Consider the following 17337-nt stretch of genomic DNA (forward strand, 5'->3'; position numbering starts at 1 on the left):
GGCTCCTACAGCGACACCGACGACGCAACGGTCCTCGTGCTCGCGAAGCCATGCATCGGCGGCATCAAGATCGAGAAGACGGTCGACGCTGACGGCGACGGCGTGTTCCACGACACCGAGACCTACACGGCACCCGCGGCAGCGGCTGCGAGCGGAATCCAGTGCGTGCCTCCTCCACCCCCGCCTCCTGCGCCGCAGGCGACGTGGAAGATCGTCGTGACGAACACCGGCGATTGCGACTTGACCGACGTGAGGATCGCCGACTCGAACGGCAAGAGCTTCGGCCCGATCTCGCTCGCATCCGGCGCCTCGGAGACATACACGTACAAGACCGACATCACCTGTGACGTCGTCAACGTAGCAACGGCTACCGGGTGGGATGCGCGCGGCGGCTCCTACAGCGACACCGACGACGCAACGGTCCTCGTGCTCGCGAAGCCATGCATCGGCGGCATCAAGATCGAGAAGACGGTCGACGCTGACGGCGATGGCGTGTTCCACGACATCGAGACGATCGCCGGGAGTTCCTTCTCGGTGAGCAGCGTGGTCGCTGGTGGGGGCGGAACACCGACCGTGGATGTCGACCTCAAGACCGCGCATGTCGGTGCAGACAGCCTGACCTTCAATCGCGAGTCAGACGTCGGCGGCCTGCCCGACCCGGTCGTCTGGCACTTCGTGCTCAACGGCCTGGACAAGGATGCGCCTCCGGCCCAGCTCAAGGCGACGTTTGCCAACGCGGGCACGATCACTGTCATGGCTCGCGACGGAGGCGGCACGCAGCACTTCTACGTCGGTACGCCCGGGCACGACACGCTGACCGGGGCGAAGGCGACCGTGTGCTCGAAGGAAACTGGCCAGCTCGTGCTGAGTCACGTCGCCTGCAACGAGCGCACCGTGACCTGGAAGATCAAGGTCACCAACACCGGTGACTGCTCGCTCGATCCGGTGACGATCGCCGACTCGAACGGCAAGAGCTTCGGCTCGATATCGCTGGCCAAGGGCGCTTCGAAGACTTACACCTACACGACGAAGGTCACGGGCGACACCGTGAACACCGCTACGGCGACAGGGCTCGATGCAGCCGGGAAGCCGTACACCGATACCGATTCCGCATCGGTCTTGTTCGGCAAGCCGACCACCATCTGTGCGCCGCCTTCCAGGACGGCCGTTCCCAGCAGCCTCAGTGATGCGCCTGCCGAGGAGATCCGGGGCGAAGTCCTGGCATCTCCGGCCGAGAGTCCCGCAGAGCCTGCAGCGGCCGAGGAAGACGCCGCCACCGAAGAAGAGGAAGCAGTCCCTGTTCCCGTCCCGCCTGCCGCTGACGAGCAGGCCGAGGAGCAGCCGCCAGCCGAGGAGCCAGCCGCGGTCGCAGCCGCGCCGGACAGTCCCTGTCCGGCCGGCGGTGCGCCGGACTCGCCGGCTCCCGAAGCCGTTGTGCCTAGCGAGACGAGGGGCGCGCGCTAGGCCTTGCGTGCTGGCCCGGCGCACCGCCGTGGGCGCTCCCTGCTGGGAGCGCCCACGCGGCTACCGCCCACGCGCTCGGCCGCCCTGGCGCTCGCCTTGACCGGTTGTGGGCGGCTCGGTACCATTGGCACTCGCAATGGCCAGGTAGCTCAGATGGTAGAGCAGCGGATTGAAAATCCGCGTGTCGGCGGTTCAAGTCCGTCTCTGGCCACCACGACTTCATGAAAGCCCCATCGACCCGATGGGGCTTTCTTACGTCGCGAGCTGGAGGGACTACTGCCTGATGCTTTGTTGGAGGCTTCGGCCAAGTTAGCAACGCCCGGCCCCGTGGTATACTACATGTAGCCTCGACTTCGAGATCGCGCCTGTCCTACGTCGGCTGGGACAGCACGCGGCATCGACATCAGCTCTCGTTCGCAACTGTGTGATGCAAGCACGAGACGTGGCTGTTGCCCCATCGGATTCTCAAGCCGCAGTCCAGGAACCCTCGCGGGTAACCGTGGCACTCGTGCGACCGAGTCTCTCGTGTTCAGAGAGGCTGGGTCAGGCTTCTGCCAATGCAAGGAGCCACATGTCTTCAGTCGCACATCTCGAGCCGCGCCATTCGCGCGGTCACGTTCCCACGGCAGTCGTCTACTGTGAAGCGAATTTCGGCGCAATCGACGGCAAGACGGCCAACGGCCTGGTCCGCCACTCCGAGAAGTACGAGATCCTCTCGGTGATCGACAGCGAGAAACGCGGTCTCGACGCCGCAGAAGTCCTCGGCGAGACGTCGAGTCCGATTCCGATCTGCTGCGATCTCTCAGAGGCGATCGAACTCGCGGGGCGTGTTCCGGACGTCTTCATCTTCGGCATCGCTCCGGCCAGCGGCATGCTCTCGGTCCACGAGCGAGGAGTGGTGCTCGAGGCGATGAGTTGCGGCATGGATATCGTCAGCGGCTTGCACGAGTTTCTTGGCGATGACCCGGTGTTCGTGGCGGCGATGGCGGAGCACGACGTGACGATCCGGGACGTGCGGCGCCCGCGCGACAAGAAGTACCTGCGGTTGTTCGACGGTCGCATCTCAACGGTCGACTGCCCCCGTATCGCCGTGCTCGGTACCGACTGCGCGATCGGCAAGCGGACGACTGCCACGATACTCGTGGATGCGCTCAACGGGCGGGGAATCAAAGCCGTCATGGTCACAACCGGGCAAACCGGCCTCATTCAGGGCGCTCGCTACGGCGTAGCGCTCGACGCGATGCCCAGCCAGTTCTGCGCAGGCGAGATGGAAGGCGCGGTAGTCGCCGCTTTCGAAGGCGAGCGGCCTGATGTGATTATCGTCGAGGGACAAAGTGCCCTTGGCCATCCAGCGTATCTGTCGTCAGGCTTCATCCTCCGGGGTAGCCAGCCGCAGGGCGTCATCCTCCAGCACGCGCCAGCGCGGAAGATGCGGTGCGACTTCGCTGACCTGTTCATTCCGACACCGGAGTGCGAGATCAACCTCATCGAGACGTTCGCCGACACGAAGGTCATTGGCCTCACGATCAACCACGAGAACATGACAGACGCCGACGTGGCAGCTGCCATCCTGCTCTACGAACTCGAACTCGGAATCCCCGCAACCGACCCGCTCACGTACTCCCCCGACCTGCTGGTGGAGATGGTGTTGCGGGCCTTCCCCGAGCTTGAGGCGAAACCTGCAACGGTCGTGGCCTAGCATCGCAGTCAAGGAAGGAGGGACGTCAGCATGAGCACAACAGGAAACAGGTTCCGCTCGAGCAGAGCGAGCACCGAGCCGCAAATCGTCTACACAGACGACGGCGGAAGCGGTCTGCTGGAAGCGTGCAGAAGCCGCTTCGCGCCACCCGAGTACGAGGTCGCGTGCGACGCCCGGCACACGGTGTGGGTCAAGTGCACAGTCGGAGCACGCTCTTTTGGTCTCGCCCCGTGGCTGCTCCGTGAGCATTCCATGGACGAGGTACTGAAGAGCGCCGAGGCGAAACTCGGAGTCCCTTGCGGGAAGAGCCAGTAGGGCGTATCCCCCACCAGAAGTTCGACATCGCGAAGCTGGACAAGCTCAACGACCCGGCCCGCTTCGAGCAGATCGATCCGGACCTCATGTGGGCGGCCCTTGGCTCGTCGGCCCCTAGGGCAATCGTAGAAATCGGCGCCGGGACGGGCATGTTCGCGGGGCGCTTCGCGGAATATGCGTCGGGCGCCTTGGTCTATGCTGCCGACACCGAGCCGGTCATGGTCGATTGGATGCGCGAAAACCGTGCTCCGGCGTACGGCGAGCGCTTCATCCCTGTGCTCTCCAGCGAAGAAACCATCCCGCTTCCCGATGGCATCGCCGATCTCGTCGCCATGATCAACCTTCACCACGAACTCGCCGCACCGGCCGCGATCTATGCCGAGGCGTTCCGGCTGCTCGCTCCCGCGGGCCAGGTCCTCGTGGTCGACTGGTCGCCCGGCGCCGAAGGTCGCGGGCCATCTCAGGCCGTGCGCGTGAGCGCAGACCAGATTGCCGCCGCCCTCAAGGCCGCCGGTTTCGTGCATACCGCCACACACGCTGGCCTTGCGCAGCATTCGCTTTTGACCGGCACGCGGACGTAGCCGCAGCCGGTGACGTCACGACGTCGCACTCCTGGTGTACACTGGCGCTGACCTGCGGTGAACAGGAGCTATCGATGCCCACGGTCCTTGTGATCGATGACGAAGCGAACATCCGCGACCTCGTCGGGGTGTACCTGACGTCCGCGGGCTTCGAGGTCGCTACGGCAGCTGACGGGAACGCCGGGCTACAAGCCTTCAACGATCGACCCGCCGACCTTGTCGTGCTCGACATCATGCTGCCGGGGCTCACCGGGCCAGAGCTGCTCGCGAAGCTGCGCGAGACCTCCGACGTCCCCGTCATCATGCTTACCGCACGCGAATCCGACCTCGACAAGGTCACTCTGCTCGAGGGCGGCGCGGACGACTACGTGACCAAGCCCTTCAGCCCGCCCGAACTTGTTGCCCGCGTGCGGGCACTGTTGCGGCGTCGCGATGGCGCACGACCTGCTGCCGGGAAACTCTCCGCGCGCATCGTCCTTGGCGGGCTTGAGATCGACCCCGCGACGCGAGAGGTCACGGTCGACGGTGCGCCGGTCGTGCTGACCGCCCGCGAATTCGACTTCGTTGCCGCCATGGCCGAGGAGCCCGGCGTCGTCTTCAGCCGTGAGCGGCTGTTGGAGCGCGCCGTCGGCTACGCGGAGTTCGTCGACAGCCGCGGCGTGGACGTTCACGTGCGCCACATTCGCGAGAAGCTCGGCGACGATGCCGCCGACCCACGCTTCATCGAGACGGTTCGAGGCGTTGGGTACCGGGTGCGCAAGGACGCGCGGTGAGCGCGCGGTCGAGCATCGCCCGCCGGACGCGGAGCGCCGTCCTCGCTGCGGCCGGTCTGGCTTTGCTGGTCGCCTTCGCAGGGCTTTTCTTCGCGTGGCAAAGCTACACCGTGTCGCTCAGGACACAGGAACTCTCCAGACAGGTCGGAGCGGTCGCGAGTGGCATCAAGGCGGCGGGTGGCGTGACCGCCGAAAGCGACGAGCTCCGCGAGCAGCTCTTTCGCGTCCAGGCTGGGCTCATCGGGGCTGCACTCTTCGCTGCCGATGAGGGCGGCACCGTACTGCGCTCCTCGGCGAGCGAATCGAATCTGGTCGGCGAGCAGATCCCGCTGCAGACCCTGGGCGACCCCGACGAGCGCGGCATCATCAGCGGGACGCGCACGGGAGATGCCGGGCGGGTGCTGGTGGTTGCCGCGCCCGCGGGCGACGGCTGGGTCGTCGCCGCGCAGCCGCTGCGCGAGATCGTCACGGCGCAGCGGGCGGTCCCTTACGCGCTCGCTGCGGCCCTGGCCCTCGCGATCGCGGTCGCGTTCGTCGCGGGCAGTCTGCTGGCGCGGCGCATCACGCGGCCGCTCGTCACTCTGCAGGGCGGGGCCGAGGCGATAGCGGCGGGCGAGTGGGGCCGACAGGTGGCCGTGGAGGGCGACGACGAGGTCGCGCGCGTCGCCGAGGCATTCAATCACATGTCGGCCCAGGTCGCCGACGCCTACGGCGCGCAGAAGGCATTCGTCGGCGACGTCTCACACGAGCTGCGGACCCCGATCACATCGATCCGGGGATGGGCGGGCGCGCTGCTCGACGGGACCGTCACCGAGCCGGAGGCTGTCGAGCGAAGCCTCCGGGTCATTGCCGAGGAGGCGGACCGCCTTCGCACTCTCACGGACAGTCTGCTCTCCTTGGCCAACCTGGACGCCGGTGTCGTTGAACTCGCATGCGAGAGGGTGAGTGTGGCCGGCCTGCTCGAGGCGTTGCAGGTCCGCCACGGATCGCGTGCAGGGGAGGCGGGACTCGAGCTTGAGGTCGCGCCGGGGCCCGGTGAGCCACTGGCCGACCCGGAGCGGTTGCTTCAGGCGGCGTCCGTGCTCGTGGGCAATGCGCTTGCGTACACGCCGGCGGGAGGCACGGTCCGCGTGTCGGCGCACGTGCTCGCAGACTCGACGCCGCCCGTGTGGCGGCTTGCGGTCGAGGACAGCGGGCCGGGCGTGCCCGCAGACAGGCGCGAGGAGGTCTTTGGCAGGTTCGTGAGGCTCGATGCGTCGCGGTCCTCGCACAGCGGCGGCTCGGGACTCGGGCTTGCGATATGTCGGAGGCTTGTCGAGCTGATGGACGGCCGTGTCTGGGTGGAGGACGGCTCGCTCGGCGGGGCGCGGTTCGTCATCGAGCTTCCGGCTTAACCCAAACTCAACATGCGCACAACGGTGCTCCAACATAGCGCGCCGATACTCAAGTCGTAAGATATGCGGGGCGCCACGGCGCTAACCAGTGAGGTGAGTTCGATGACAAGTATGACTCGGACAGTAAGAACGGCTCTGACGCTGGCCATTGCTGCGGCACTCGTAGTGCCGACGACGGTGGCCGTGGCCGCACCCCGGGTGCTCGGTTCCCGCACGGCAGCGACTGCGGCCGAGAGTGTTGCAGCGACCGCTTCCGCCGCCGGTGCGCGCATGGTCGCGGTGGCAGGCCAGCGCGGAGAGTTGATCCGCGAGCGGATTCGCACCGCGCTCAGGCGTCGTGAAGGCCGCTTCGACAATGCGATCGTGGCAATCGAGCGGCGCATCACGCGTATCGCAGGTCTGGCTGATCGCGTAGAAGGCGTTGGCGGCGACGTTGCCCACGTTCGCGAGCTGCTTGACTCGGCCCGCGCCGCGCTTGCCGAGGCCAAGGTGCTCGAGGCCCAGGCAGCCGACGAGTTTGCGGAAGTGCCGAACTCCTCCGAGCCGCGGTCAGCGTTCATGGGCGCGAAGTCCACCGCGAACGGTGCCGTGGCGAAGCTGCGTGAGGCCCGCGCCTACACGCGCGATGCGGGACTCGAGCTTCGGGATATCGTGAAGGCACTCCTGGAGTCAGCTGACGATGCGTAGGTTCCTGGCAGTAGCTCTTGCAGTAGTACTCGCGGTCTCGGTCGCGGGTACGACTGCGTGTTCCCGCAAGTCGAACGACAGCGGTCTCGGCCCCGTTCAGCCATCGGTCGAGCAATCCGCCAGTGCCGCTGCGACGCAGACCGGAGCCGCGACAGACTCCACGGACACGGACACGGACTCACCTCAGACGCCGGCCGACGCCAAGGAACTCACCGATATCCAGGCTGAGCTCTCCGCGATCGAGAAGGAGCTCGGCAGCATGGACATGCCGAGCGATTCGGATTTCAGCGACATCGAGTCGTCGCTGCGATAGAACTACCTCCACCACGAGGCAGCAAGGGCGGCCCTCCGGGACCGCCCTTGCCCTATCTTCGCTTGTTCCCGCATCCCCTCCGCTGTGGCATTGCACCGAGCGGGGTGGCGCTTCGCCACTATAGATACTGCCACACATCGTCAACACCGGCATCCGACGCGGGCACGCACTCGCTGATCGCGCGGGCGTTGTCTCCGGTTCCCGGGTCGATGAGACGAAGGTCGAGCACGTTTGGGTTCTCGAGCCAGCGTCCGTTGGGATCGACCAGCACTTTCACCCGCGGGTGAAGCAGGTCGTCGTTGTTGACGCGGAAGACGACAGCGGTCGAGTCATCGTCGAGCCGCACGACCGCCCCCATCGGGTAGATGCCGAGCATGGCCACGAGCGCCTTCGTGAGGCTCGGATCGTAGGCCTTCCCCCGGCCCTGCATCAGGACTGCGAGCGCCTTGTCGGGTCGGATCTCGCGCCGGAACGGCCGGCGCGTCGTCATCGCGTCGTACGCATCGCACAGCGCGACCACCTTGCTGAAGAGGTGCTGTTCCTGGCTTGCCGGGACCTCAGGATACCCCTGCATGTCGTGGCGCATATGGTGCTCGTACGCGACGATCATCGGCATCTGATCCACGAGCTGGATGCGCTTGAGCAGGTCGGCGCCTTCGGTCGCGTGGCTCTTGACGACCTGCCATTCGTCGCCCGTGAGTGGCCCTTGCTTGTTCAAGATGTCCTCGGGAATCCGGACCTTGCCCAGGTCATACAGCAGCGCCGAGAGCCCGAGCGACTTCAGAGAGTCGTTGTCAAGGCCGAGGGTGGCACCTAGCGACAAGGAGAGAATGCACACGTTGATCGAGTGGTTGAGCGTGTAGTCGTCGTGACCCTTGAGAGCGGTCAGGCCGAGGACGGCCGCCGGATCGGTGAAGAGGTTGTCGAGCATCGAGCTCACAACGCGCTGGAGCTGGTCCACGTCGAACACCTTGCCCAGCTTCACCTGGGTCTCGACATCGCGCATGGCCGTCATGCCGCTGTCGTACGCCTCGCGTGCCCGGGCCTTGTGCTCGCGTCCCTCGGCCTCCTTGTCGCCCTCTTCGAGAGTGGTGGTCTCGGCAATGGTGATCGCCCGCGCACCCTTCTGCTCCAGGAAGATCATGGCCGCTTCGATATCGTGGATCTTCTCATCGGCCAGTAGGTCGACAAGCGCCGCCGCGTCGTTCAGCCCGAACCCGTCGAGGAGCGTCAGCGCCGAGATTCCTTCGCCAAGGAGCTGTTCAACCAGCTTGCGGTAGGTGACGCTCTCCTCGGGGAACACCTGGTTCTCCACGAACAGGGTGCCTTTGTAGACGTTGACGGTCACAGACTCGAACCCGAGTCCGGCGATGTCGGTGGCGGCTTTGACGAGCTCCTCGATCGACTGTGCGACGAGAGGGTGGGTCACAGGGTAGAGTCCTGCGTTCGTGTGGGACACCGCCAGGGTGCGCAGGAGCTCCTTGGCGCGCGCCAGCTTCTTGGGCGTGGCGAAGGGGACTTTCGCCGAACCGCGCGCCTGGGCTGCGATCTCCTCAGGGCTCTCGAGGTCTTCGCGGTCGGGTCCGGATGAGTCAGTCACGGGGCATCGCTCCTTGTTTCTCTATTCCTTGTCCTGTGCCAGGTTCTCGACTGCGCGCTGGGCGAGGAAGCGCAGCTCCTTGTTCTTGCGTCCGAACAGGAAGCGGCGTCCCGCCAATCGGCGAAGCACCGGCAATGCGTCGGTCGAACCGATGGACTCCAGACTCTTGATGACTTCCTTCTTGAGTTCATGATTCCTCTCGAAGACATTGATGTCCCCAAGGATACGGACTAGGGCAGGCAATGTCTCCACGGCGCCAACGCGTCCTATCTCGTGAATCGCGAAGCGGCGCGTTTCCGGATCCCAGTGGCCAAGCGCCTTGCTCAGCGCGGCTCTGGAGTCCACACCGGGAGTGCCGGCGAGCGCGGCGATGGCGGTACGTCGGACATCGGCATCGAGGTTCTCGAGTGCCTGCGCGATCACGGGCACGACGCGCTTGTCGCCAAGCGATGGAAGCATCTTGAGGATCCCGATCGCCGATGCGGAGTCTTCGGTTCGCAGTCGTCGGACCGCAACTCCCAAGAGCGGCTCGCCCATGCCACGCAGGACAGGCAAGAGCAGAGAGCGGGAGGATGTGCCCGCTTGCATGTAGTGGGTCAGCAGGGCCTCGGCGCCCGCCGGCCCCGCCGCCACCAGTATCTCGCCGGCGATAGCGGCATCGGCATCGGTAAGGGGTGCACGGCAGACATCTGCCAGGGTGTCCGGGTCAGCGAGTTTGGAGCGCGCCGCCTCAACATCCATTGAGAGCGCGGGCTCGGTGTACAGCTCGTCGAGCCGTCGGAGCGCCTCGCGTACCGCCGGGAACGCGCCGTCTCTCGCAGCCAGAGGGAGTGCCTCACCGATGGCTGTGACCGCTTCTGTGTCCGGGTTCGCTCGCGAGATCGCCACGGTCGTGGTGAGCGCCTTTCCCGATGCAAGCGACGGGCTCGCGATGGCGATCTGTCGGTCGAGTTCGGCGGTGTCTTCCTCGGTGGTGGCCTCCGCGACGAGCTCGACGGGGTCGGCATCGACCGGGACGCCGGACTCCGCCTCGGTTCGCGGTGAGGGCGCGAGCATCATCGCCACCTGGTCAAGGACTTCCGGCGGCAGCTCAAGGGCCCGGGCGAGGCGTCCGGGGTCGGTGTTCGCCTGCATCGCGACGATCGAGAGCAGTCGGGCGAGCGCTGCGGGGCTCATGTTCGCGAGGACGCCCATCATGCCCTTCATCCGTGTGCCGGATGCGTCAGCGCGCATCGCGTGTGCAAGGATGCGCATGCGGCTCTGCTCGTCGAGTCGCAGAAGCGCTTCGGCTATCCGCGCCTCCGCGATATCCCGCGTCGCGTCCTCGAGCCTGCCGATCGCGGTCGCCAGGTCGTCTTCGCCCTCACCTTGCGATGCCGAGGCGGACCATTTCTCCGCGGCGGCCATGGTCTTGGACCCGATCTCTTCTAGCGGGACAGCCAGGATGTCGACGCCGAGGATACCTTCCTCGGCGGACGTGCGCAACGAGACCTCGATCACCGCGATTCTGCTCACACCCGCTGCAGCGAGCGCGTTGCGGACTCCCCGCTGCCGGACTGCCACCGGATCCTCGTTGGCCACCTCGACGAAGCGGGTCGCATCCTCGGCGGTGATATCCGGCGCGATCACGAGCTGCCCGACCTGCATCGCGTGGAGCGTTTCGGCGAACGTGGCGACCTGGCTTTGCCCGGATGCGAGCTCAACCTCCCCGACGCGGAAGCCATGTGGATCGACCACATAGCGCAAGGGTCCGAGCGTCGTGGTGACAGCGTTCGATCGCTCCACGAAGCGGGAGACTGCCTGGGCGGGCAGGTCGCTCGTTGGCGGATAGAGGCGAGCCGCGTAGGACGCGCCGGCGAGCAGGCGTACGACCTCCTCGGCCATGGGGTGACCCTCGCCCTCCATCTCGCCTCCTCACACGACGCTTCTTCTAGCGCAATGCTACACCTCACCTATCGGCATATCTCCCCATCTTCTGGGTGGTATCCGTCACCGCCCCGTGTTGACCGGCGCGACGCAGTGGGCACAAACCGGTTGGAGCTTCCGACTATGCGGCCGATATAGTCATCAGGGCGCCATGCTTTGCACGGCAGGTGATGCGGCACGCGCGAGATGGGAGCGACTGCGTCCGTGGCCCTCAAGACAGACATCTACTATAAGGGGCTCGCCGAGGAGACTCTCAAGCGCGCCGGCATCATCGAGCCGCCCGTGCCGGTGACTGCCGTCGCGGACTACTACGGGCTGCCCGTGCGCGATGTGGACATGCCGGGATTCTTCCACGCGGCCACCATCAACGAAGATGGTCTTCCGGTCGTGCTGCTGAACGTGCGCAGGGACGAGTCCACGCGATACAAGGCACTCGCGCATCTCATCGGCCACCTTCTGATCGTGCTGGACGATTCGGGGGCAAGCTATCCCAGGGACAATCTCGATCACCGGGCGGCCGACGTGATCGCCGAGGAGCTCCTGATGCCCTCGTTCATGGTGCGCGAGCAGGCTGCGAAGTGGTTCAACGACTACAGGTATCTTGCGCGCTTGTTCGGAGTCACCGAGCAGGAGATGATGCGCAAGATGCTCGACTTGGGCATCATCAAACAGCGGGGCGTTCTCTGGGACTACTGATATCATCGTGTCGTGCTGCGCGCGGTCCTCTTTGACCCGCAGCCCGTCATTCGTCACGAGGGAGGGTTCATGCGGACGTCTTATGCCGTGGGGGTCGATGTCGGCGGCACTCGCATCGCTGCGGGGCTGGTCGAGCGTAAGGGCCGCATCATCAAAGACGCGAAGGTGCTCACTCCACAGAGCGGCCCGTTCGCCGTTGTCGACGAGATAATCGACTGCATCGGTCAAGTCGTCTCAGGCGTTCAGGCGAGCGAGATCGCGGGCATTGGGATCGGTCTTCCCGCGCAGATCGATTTCCTGCGCCAATCCGTCGAGTTCTGCACCAACCTGCCTCTGGCCGGGGTCGACGTCCGGGCGCTCGTGATGTCGCGCCTCCGGCACGAGGTCACCATCGACAACGACGGTAACCTTGCCGCATTCGGCGAGTTCCGTTTCGGCGCGGCCAAGGGCTCACGCGACTTCCTCATGATCACGCTTGGCACCGGCGTCGGCGGGGGGATGTTCGTGGACGGCGAGCCCTACCGTGGTTCCCGCGGACTTGGCGGCGAGGTCGGGCACATGGTCGTTCAGATGGACGGACCGCCGTGTCCGTGCGGCGGAAACGGCCACATCGAGTCGTATCTCGGTCGTGCGGCCATCGCCGTGCGGGGCAAGGAAGCCGCCAAGGAGTACAAGGGCGGCGCCATTCTCAAGGAGGCCGGTGGAGACATCGACGCTATCACCGCCGAGGACGTCATCAAGGCGGCCCGCACCGGAGATGAGGTCGCCACCCGCATACTCATGGAGGCCGGCGTTGTCCTTGGCAGGGCACTTGTCGGGCTTGTGAACCTGCTCAACCCGCAGATGATCGTTGTGGGCGGCGGAGTCGGTGAGTCGGCACCGTTCATGATTGACCGGGCAGCCGAACTGATCGCCGAGGAAGCACTTGCGGGCCGGCGAGACGTGAAGGTGGTTCCCGCCGAGCTGGGGAACGATGCCGGAATGCTCGGGGCGGCGGCACTCGGTTTCGACGAGCACGACAAGCGGGAAGGGCTGCATCGGTGAGCGCAACCGTCTACTTCGCGCCGATGCGTACGACCGGGAAGAAGAGTCTGGTCACGCGATCGGGTCAGCTTCTCGAGCGCGCAGGGCTTCGCGAGGCCGTGGTTGATGGCGACTTGGTCGCCATCAAGCTCCACTTTGGCGAGCAGGGCAACACCGGATTCGTACAGCCCGTCTTCCTGCGCGAGGTGGTCGCCCGCGTCAAGGCGGTCGGCGGCAAGCCATTCCTCACCGATTCAAACACGCTGTACCGGGGACAGCGGGCGAACTCGGTCGACCACCTTGCATGCGCGATCCACAACGGCTTCTCCTACGCGACGGTCGAAGCTCCGATCATCATCGCCGATGGGCTCGATGGTCGGGACGCGGTCGACGTGCCCGTGAGCGGGACCCACTTCGACTCGGTCCGCATCGGTTCGGCCGCCGTGCATGCGGACGCGATGGTCGTCGTTACCCACGTGAAGGGCCATGAGGCCACCGGCTTCGGCGGTGCGCTCAAGAACGTGGGGATGGGTCTGGGGTGCCGGAGCGCGAAGCAGCGCATGCATTCGGACTTCAACCCGGATGTGGTTGCGGACAAATGCACCGCCTGCAACCGGTGTGTCCAGTGGTGTCCGGTGGGCGCGATGTCCATCGGGACCGATCGCGTGGCGGCGGTCGATCGCGCGCTGTGCTACGGGTGTGGCGAGTGCGTCGCGGCGTGCCCGTACGGTGCGATCGGAATTCAGTGGAAGACAACGCCGGAAGCGATTCAAGAGAAGATCGTCGAGCATGTGGCGGGCGCGGTGACCGGTAAAGAAGGCAAGGTCGTGTACCTCTCATTCGTGAAGGACGTCTCACCCGACTGCGATTGCTGGCACTTCTCGGACGCGAGCGTCGTGCCCGACATCGGCGTCCTGGCCTCGGCCGACCCGGTTGCAGTCGATCAGGCAGCCTACGACCTGGTCGTTGCAGCGCCTGGTGTGGCCGGGTCGCGTGGCGACGGCTATGGTGAGGGTGTCGATACGTTCAAGGAGATCACAGGTATCGACGGCACGCGTGCAATGGAGTACGGCGAGGAGATGGGTATCGGCACGCGGGACTACGATCTGGTTCGGGTGGACTGAGGCGGATCACACCGTTTGGGCGGACGGCTGGAGGGGCGGACCTATGGACTTTGGCGGCATACTCAAGCGGGCCTGGAACATCACGTGGCGCTACAAGGTCCTGTGGATCTTCGGCTTGCTTGCCGGCGGTGCTGGTAGAGGTGGCGGCAATTTCAACTACAACTTTGGCCGAGGGGATCTGGGCCAGCAGCAGATCGACAACCTCGCTGACTTCGGCAGCCGCATCGAGAGCGCTCTGCCTGTCATCATCGCGGTGGCCGTCTTCCTGTTCATCGTGGGAATCGGCTTCTGGATACTGAGCATCGCTGCTCAGGGAGGTCTCGTACATCTCGTGAGCGAAGCCGAGGAGTCGCGCGAGGTGCGCGCCGGCCTCGGCTGGACCGCAGGTTTCGCGAGGTGGGGCCGGGTCTTCCTGCTTCAGCTGGTGCTGTTCTTGCCGATCCTTCTCATCCTCGTGATCATGTCCTTCGTGGTCTTCGTGCCGATAATCCTCCCCATCATCTCCGGCAACGAACCCAGCGGGGCATCGTTCCTCGGCGCGTGCGGAGGCGTCATCTTTGGCGTCCTGCTCCTTGTGGTCATCGGGTTCATCGTTTCCATCGTCTACAACCTCGCCCTCAGGTACAGCGTGATAGACGATGTCCCGGCGTTTGCCGCGATCGGACAAGGGTGGAACGACCTCAAGGCCCGGTTCAAAGACATCTTCCTGATGTACCTCATCGTCGTCGCTGTCGGCTTCGCGTACGGGGTTGTCGTCGGCGTTGTGGGCGTCGTATTCGGCATCACTATCGGACTTGCCGCAGCCGGAGGCGCCTACGCGGTAGCCGGGATCGTGTCGTTCGCGCTGTTCCTGCTGCTGCTCGTGCCCGGTGCGGTGTACTCGACATATGTCTCCTCGGTCTGGACGCTGTTCTTCCGCGAACTGACCGGCCGCGGCGTTCCGGCTCTGCAAGTAGCTCCCGCGTATGGCGGACCGGCCGTACCCCCGTCTGTGGCGCCTGAGTACGTGCCGGCACCCCTCGGCACGCCGGGCGAGTACGTGCCTGCGCCCCCGGCTCCTCCGTCGTTCACCGGCGACTACATGACTCCTCCACCCCCTCCCGCCCCGCCTGCGCCCGCAGAGCCCATGGCTCCGGCCGAACCAGACTCTCCGGACCTGCCGGGCTCCGGGTAGTGCGGTCGCGATGCCCGGTCGGCTCCTCGTCTGCGCGACGCCCATCGGCAACCTTGCCGATGTGACGCTGCGCGTGCTCGACGCGCTGCGTGCTGCCGACGTGATAGCTGCCGAGGACACCCGCGTCACGCGCAAGCTTCTCGCGCGCTACGAGATCACAACGCCGCTGGAGCGCTACGACGAGCACACCGCGGCGGAGCGCACACCACGGCTCGTTGAGCGCATCGCTGCTGGCAAGACGGTCGCCATCGTATCCGACGCCGGGACTCCCGGTGTCTCGGATCCGGGCGCGCGTCTGGTCGACGCGTGCATCGAGGCTGGAGCGCTCGTCGAAGTCCTCCCTGGTCCGAGCGCGATCCTGGCGGCGCTGGTCGCCAGCGGGTTGCCCACGCATGCGTTCTACTTCGGGGGCTTCCTGCCAAGGAAGGCGGGCGAGCGCACCCGCGCGCTTGCCGCTCTCGCCGCTCTCGATGCGACGCTGGTGTTCTACGAGTCGCCGAAGCGCACGGCGAAGACGCTGGATGCGCTCGCAGAGGCGTTCCCCGGTCGGCAGGCTGCGATGGCGCGCGAGCTGACCAAGCTGCATGAAGAGGTGATGCGTTCGAGCATCGAAGACCTTGCCGCACAGATAGCCTCACGTGAGCTCAAGGGCGAGGTCGTGCTGCTTGTTGGACCACCGGTGACCGCTGGTCCCGAGGTCGCCGACGATGAGGTCCGACGTCTCCTTGGCGAAGCGCGAAGCAGGGGTCTGACCAAGAAGGACGCCGTTCGCGAGGTGGCCGAGACAACGGGGCTGGCGCGCAACCGCGTCTACGGGATAGCACACGCGGGCACCGACTCCTGAGAGAGCCATCGCCCGCGTTCAACCCCCAGGGAAGCCCTTCGGCTATCGCGCCTTGATCGTCCGGATGCAGTCGGAGCAGACCGGGCGGCCCTTGATCTCGCCGACGCCTTCTGTCCCACCGCAAATCGTGCAGACGTCTTTGTGCTTCTGCAGGATGATCCTGTCGCCCTCGACCATGATCGACATCGGGTCCTTGACGTTGATGCCGAGCGTGCGGCGCAGTTCCATTGGAATGACGATACGACCGAGGTCGTCCACGCGCCTGACGATGCCGGTGTCGTTCATGGCAGCCGCCCTTCGAACTCGTAGCCGCCCCTGGTCGGAGAAAAGCGGTATCATCTCCTCGGGGCACACCCGAACACTTCCAAGATTACCCAAGCACTGGAGTTCCATAACACATGAGCAGGGATTCGTTCTACCTCACCACACCGATCTACTACGTGAACTCCGTCCCGCACCTCGGCACAGCGTACACGACGATAGCTGCAGACGCCCTCGCGCGCTACCGGCGCATGACGGGCCGCGACGTCTTCTTCCTCACCGGGCTCGACGAGCATGGTCAGAAGGTCGCTCAGGCCGCCGAGGAGCACGGCATGTCGCCGCAAGAGTGGGTCGATTCTATCGCGCCCAAGTTCATGGAAGCCTGGCAGATGCTCGGCATCTCCAACGACGGCTTCGTCCGCACCACCGAGGAGCGCCACAAGCGCGGCGTTCAGGCCTTCTGGCAGGAGCTCCACGATCGCGGCTTCCTCCACAAGGGCTCCTACGAAGGCTGGTATTGTGTCCCCGATGAGACGTACTACGCCGAGGAACAGCTCGCCGAAGGCAAGTGCCCGGGATGCGGGCGCGACGTCGAGTTCATCCGCGAGGAGAACTGGTTCTTCAAGCTGTCGGAGTTCGGCGACAAGCTGCTCGCTTTCTACGAGGAGCGCGAAGCTGCGGGGCGACCTTTCATACAGCCCGAGACGCGCCGCAATGAAGTGGTTTCCTTCGTAGAGGGTGGCCTGAGAGATCTCTCGATCTCGCGCACCAACTTCACCTGGGGCGTTCCGCTGCCCTTCGATGAGGGACACGTAACCTATGTCTGGATCGACGCTCTGCTGAACTACATAACCGCGGTCGGATACGGCGATCCGGACAAGGCCGAGGAGTTCGCCCTGCGCTGGCCGGCTCAGTATCATTTCGTCGGCAAGGACATCATCAGGTTCCACTGCGTCATCTGGCCGGCGATGCTCATGGCTGCGGGCGTGGCTCTTCCCGAGACCGTGTTCGCGCACGGCTTCCTGCTCACCAAGGGCGAGAAGATGAGCAAGTCCAAAGGCAACGCAGTGTCACCCGCCGACCTTGTCGACCGTTTCGGCGTCGATGCATATCGCTACTACTTCTTGCGCGACGTCCAGTTCGGATCGGACGGATTGATCTCGATGGAGTCCATGGTCCAGCGCTACAACGGCGACCTGGCCAACGACTGGGGCAACCTGTGCTCGCGCCTGTTTAACATGGTCGGCAAGTACTTCGACGGCGTGGTTCCCGAGCCGCCCGCAGGCAAGCCGACCGACGCGGACGCGACACTCAAAGCCATCGCCGGCTGCCTGCCCGAGAAGTACGAGGACGCGATGTCGCGCCTCGACTACACGTGTGCGCTCGAAGCGGTCTGGGACCTCGTCAAAGAGACCAACCGCTACATCGAGAACGAAGCACCGTGGAACCTCGCCAAAGCCGAG

17 protein-coding genes and 1 tRNA gene are annotated in these 17337 nt (G+C 65.4%); 15 read left to right on the top strand and 3 right to left on the bottom strand.

Annotated elements, in window-relative coordinates:
• From Q8K99_01950 to Q8K99_01990, 9 genes are all read left to right on the top strand, one after another.
• The coding region (locus Q8K99_01950; GenBank protein MDP2181319.1) for a hypothetical protein at positions 1–1464 on the top strand (1464 nt) is incomplete at its 5' end.
• A 138-nt stretch (positions 1465–1602) separates the two neighbouring features.
• Positions 1603–1678, top strand: a tRNA-Phe gene (locus Q8K99_01955).
• A 357-nt stretch (positions 1679–2035) separates the two neighbouring features.
• Positions 2036–3163, top strand: coding sequence for a DUF1611 domain-containing protein (locus tag Q8K99_01960; GenBank protein MDP2181320.1), 1128 nt, complete (start codon positions 2036–2038; stop codon positions 3161–3163).
• Between the two features lie 30 nt (positions 3164–3193).
• Positions 3194–3478, top strand: coding sequence for a hypothetical protein (locus tag Q8K99_01965; GenBank protein MDP2181321.1), 285 nt, complete (start codon positions 3194–3196; stop codon positions 3476–3478).
• Positions 3460–4059, top strand: coding sequence for a class I SAM-dependent methyltransferase (locus tag Q8K99_01970; GenBank protein ID MDP2181322.1), 600 nt, complete (start codon positions 3460–3462; stop codon positions 4057–4059). The genes Q8K99_01965 and Q8K99_01970 overlap by 19 nt, the downstream gene beginning before the upstream one ends.
• 74 nt (positions 4060–4133) lie before the next feature.
• Positions 4134–4832 carry a response regulator transcription factor gene (locus Q8K99_01975; GenBank protein MDP2181323.1) on the top strand — a complete coding sequence of 233 codons (699 nt, stop codon included), beginning with the start codon at positions 4134–4136 and terminating at the stop codon, positions 4830–4832.
• Positions 4829–6226 carry a HAMP domain-containing sensor histidine kinase gene (locus tag Q8K99_01980; protein MDP2181324.1) on the top strand — a complete coding sequence of 466 codons (1398 nt, stop codon included), beginning with the start codon at positions 4829–4831 and terminating at the stop codon, positions 6224–6226. The genes Q8K99_01975 and Q8K99_01980 overlap by 4 nt, the downstream gene beginning before the upstream one ends.
• A 111-nt stretch (positions 6227–6337) precedes the next feature.
• Positions 6338–6913, top strand: coding sequence for a hypothetical protein (locus Q8K99_01985; GenBank protein ID MDP2181325.1), 576 nt, complete (start codon positions 6338–6340; stop codon positions 6911–6913).
• Complete coding sequence (locus Q8K99_01990) at positions 6906–7226, top strand: hypothetical protein (GenBank protein ID MDP2181326.1); 321 nt, start codon at positions 6906–6908, stop codon at positions 7224–7226. Before Q8K99_01985 ends, Q8K99_01990 begins: the two co-directional genes overlap by 8 nt.
• A gap of 118 nt (positions 7227–7344) precedes the next feature.
• Here Q8K99_01990 and Q8K99_01995 read toward each other — a convergent pair whose 3' ends face one another.
• On the bottom strand, positions 7345–8826 hold the full coding sequence (locus Q8K99_01995) for an HD-GYP domain-containing protein (GenBank protein MDP2181327.1): 1482 nt from the start codon (positions 8824–8826) through the stop codon (positions 7345–7347).
• Between the two features lie 21 nt (positions 8827–8847).
• Positions 8848–10731, bottom strand: a complete 1884-nt coding sequence (locus tag Q8K99_02000; GenBank protein ID MDP2181328.1) for a HEAT repeat domain-containing protein — start codon at positions 10729–10731, stop codon at positions 8848–8850.
• A 225-nt stretch (positions 10732–10956) separates the two neighbouring features.
• On the opposite strand from Q8K99_02000, the gene Q8K99_02005 reads away from it, so the two are divergent.
• The 5 genes from Q8K99_02005 to rsmI all read left to right on the top strand — a co-directional run bounded on the left by Q8K99_02005 (position 10957) and on the right by rsmI (position 15613).
• Complete coding sequence (locus tag Q8K99_02005) at positions 10957–11448, top strand: ImmA/IrrE family metallo-endopeptidase (protein MDP2181329.1); 492 nt, start codon at positions 10957–10959, stop codon at positions 11446–11448.
• Positions 11449–11517: 69 nt separating this feature from the next.
• Positions 11518–12492, top strand: coding sequence for an ROK family protein (locus Q8K99_02010; GenBank protein ID MDP2181330.1), 975 nt, complete (start codon positions 11518–11520; stop codon positions 12490–12492).
• A complete protein-coding gene (locus Q8K99_02015; GenBank protein ID MDP2181331.1) occupies positions 12489–13595 on the top strand; it encodes a DUF362 domain-containing protein in 1107 nt (368 codons plus the stop codon). Before Q8K99_02010 ends, Q8K99_02015 begins: the two co-directional genes overlap by 4 nt.
• A gap of 43 nt (positions 13596–13638) precedes the next feature.
• A complete protein-coding gene (locus Q8K99_02020) occupies positions 13639–14769 on the top strand; it encodes a hypothetical protein (GenBank protein MDP2181332.1) in 1131 nt (376 codons plus the stop codon).
• Between the two features lie 10 nt (positions 14770–14779).
• Positions 14780–15613, top strand: a complete 834-nt coding sequence (rsmI, locus tag Q8K99_02025; protein MDP2181333.1) for a 16S rRNA (cytidine(1402)-2'-O)-methyltransferase — start codon at positions 14780–14782, stop codon at positions 15611–15613.
• A gap of 42 nt (positions 15614–15655) precedes the next feature.
• Here the strand turns inward: rsmI and Q8K99_02030 are convergent, their stop codons facing one another.
• Positions 15656–15898 (bottom strand): AbrB/MazE/SpoVT family DNA-binding domain-containing protein, encoded by a 243-nt coding sequence (locus Q8K99_02030; GenBank protein MDP2181334.1) that lies wholly within the window; start codon positions 15896–15898, stop codon positions 15656–15658.
• Between the two features lie 113 nt (positions 15899–16011).
• Between Q8K99_02030 and metG the strand changes: the two genes are divergently transcribed.
• A partial coding sequence (gene metG, locus Q8K99_02035; GenBank protein ID MDP2181335.1) for a methionine--tRNA ligase occupies positions 16012–17337 on the top strand: 1326 nt, incomplete at its 3' end.

It is taken from the genome of Actinomycetota bacterium (assembly GCA_030682655.1).
Classification (GTDB): Bacteria; Actinomycetota; Coriobacteriia; order Anaerosomatales; family JAUXNU01; genus JAUXNU01.